This is a genomic window from Massilia sp. DJPM01 (assembly GCF_030348125.1).
GTDB lineage: Bacteria > Pseudomonadota > Gammaproteobacteria > Burkholderiales > Burkholderiaceae_D > Telluria_A > Telluria_A frigida.
Map to the genome: position 1 here is coordinate 1 of NZ_JAQOZV010000151.1, position 1954 is coordinate 1954.

Annotated in this window: 4 protein-coding genes; 1 reads left to right on the forward strand and 3 read right to left on the reverse strand. The window is 44.7% G+C overall.

What is annotated here, in order from left to right; all coding sequences use genetic code 11:
• The coding region (locus tag PO883_RS34250; RefSeq protein ID WP_289313770.1) for a hypothetical protein at window positions 1–215 on the forward strand (215 nt) is incomplete at its 5' end.
• 134 nt (window positions 216–349) lie between these two features.
• Here the strand turns inward: PO883_RS34250 and PO883_RS34995 are convergent.
• The 3 genes from PO883_RS34995 to PO883_RS34265 form a co-directional block, all read right to left on the reverse strand.
• A complete protein-coding gene (locus PO883_RS34995) occupies window positions 350–910 on the reverse strand; it encodes an RHS repeat-associated core domain-containing protein (protein ID WP_373890138.1) in 561 nt (186 codons plus the stop codon).
• A 3-nt stretch (window positions 911–913) separates the two neighbouring features.
• Window positions 914–1378 (reverse strand): hypothetical protein, encoded by a 465-nt coding sequence (locus PO883_RS34260; protein WP_289313771.1) that lies wholly within the window; start codon window positions 1376–1378, stop codon window positions 914–916.
• Between the two features lie 12 nt (window positions 1379–1390).
• Window positions 1391–1954 (reverse strand): RHS repeat-associated core domain-containing protein (locus tag PO883_RS34265; RefSeq protein ID WP_289313772.1); only part of this gene is annotated, 564 nt, incomplete at its 5' end.

Consider the following 1954-nt stretch of genomic DNA (forward strand, 5'->3'; position numbering starts at 1 on the left):
TAAATCAATGGCTTAAGCGTGGCAGAAGTGTGAAAAACCGATTAAATCAGCACTTCCCTAGGTATCATTTTCTGATTTCCTCACGAGAATTCGTGCTCATGATCGCTTATTGCTTCTTCAAGCGAATCGAACCAAGAGCACCGCTCATGTGGGGAAACTTCAATAAAAAGCGCAGCGAATTGCCTTGCGAATTCAGTTACCGTGTGCCCTTCTAAAGGCAACCGGAAAAAATCGGCGCATTGCACAGCAAATTTAGCATTTTGCAGATCATTCAGGCACGAGTACCTAACGGCCGATACGTCGTCAAGACGCTTCCAAATCATGATTTCTCTAAAAATTTCCATTATGGTTACCAATTATTGACGGGGATCCAGCGTCCCTCGTCTACTCTACTATTTGTATTCTTTCTAGGGTTCTTAAATTGCGTCACGAAATTCCCATTGGGATCTGTTATCACGACTCTATCCCCATCAACGTGGACCGTATTCCCGGTGTGGTCATCAATGTACTTACGGCCATTTTCAACAACCTTGTCTCGGTCACCAACCTGACGATTAGCGTCACTGGTTGCTTCATCGGCACGCTGATCCCCGTGTTCTGTGGATCCTCTTCCCTCGTTTGTGTCCCCATTGCCAGAGTTCTTACATGCATCAACAATTTTCTTCGCTACCTTCCTAAGCGCGTCCATACAACCTGGCGTAAATATACATAATAATGTACCAACGCCTGCAACCACAGGGGCTGCTGCTACAGCGCGACCTGTTGGATCGCTCAAACTAACCGGGTTACCAAGTACATATCCGTAAGTATTTATCCCACCTCGTAGCCCAATGGGATCGCTTTGTATATACCGCCCCGTTTGCGGATCGTAATCCCGATGGTAGTTGTAGTGTATGGCTTGTGAAGTGATTGGTCATGGAGATGCTTGCATAATTTTCTCTGAACGTTCGGTTCTTACTGTTATCGCTGTAATTTCTTTCAAACCGCCTGCCCGCACACTCCATCCTCCCGAAAGAGTTTTATCAAAAATCCCCGTTACCCACACACATTTTTGATGAAAACGAATATATTTTTTCAATTGCTTCACCATTTCAGCCCCGTCTGCATTGGACGTTATTCTTTTTCTGGTCGGAGCAAGCTCAATCAATATCGTCCCCCGTGGCAACATTCCAGAGCGCGAGCATCCTTCCGTCATTAGCGAGTAATTTCCCGATTGAAGAGATAAATATCCATATACCCTAATTTTATTTAGGTGAAATTTTTCTGGCATTTGGAGTAGTTCCTGAAGTGAAACTTCATCTACTTTAGGACCCGGCTCAACCTTCATCCCATAAGAAAAACCTGACAGCATGACCATTAAAAAAACAATAACTTTCATCAAATCATCCAATCATTTGCATTTACATGGCAGTGGATTGCGCTTTGGCAAAACTCGTTCTTTTTCTGTAACTGGATTCCAAACTTTGTTTTTGCCAGATGGCGTATTCAAATAAACAGGCACATTCTGAGTTTTCCCGAAGCGCCGATCACCGGAATTTTCTATTCGCGGATTTCCCGAAAAATTTTCATTCGCCGAATCGATTGATGGTATTCCCCATTTGTTATGAGTGTGCCAAACGCTGCTGCCACTTTGAGGTCTTTTTTCTGCCAGACCTGGAATCCCCTTATCGTTACCGGCACTGTAATCGTAAGTGTAACAAGTAACTCCATTAACCGTTTTAGAGTAAATCCATCCGCCATACTCGACAATTTGAACGGCTTTGCTCCGCGCGAAATTTGCCGCATCTATCGCAGCGTCATCCTGTGATTCAAATAAATCTCCTGGTTTTAGTCCCAAGAAATCCAACAATGCAACAGGATCGCCATTTACATAGCCGTACGTGTTGATGCCGCCACCAAGACCGATTGGGTCGCTCTGGATATACCGCCCGGTCTGCGGATCGTAGTCACGATA

What these genes read in the sequence shown, in the direction of transcription:
- PO883_RS34260 (WP_289313771.1), bottom strand. Translation starts at nt 1,378, where the DNA reads ATGAAAGTTATTGTTTTTTTAATGGTCATGCTGTCAGGTTTTTCTTAT.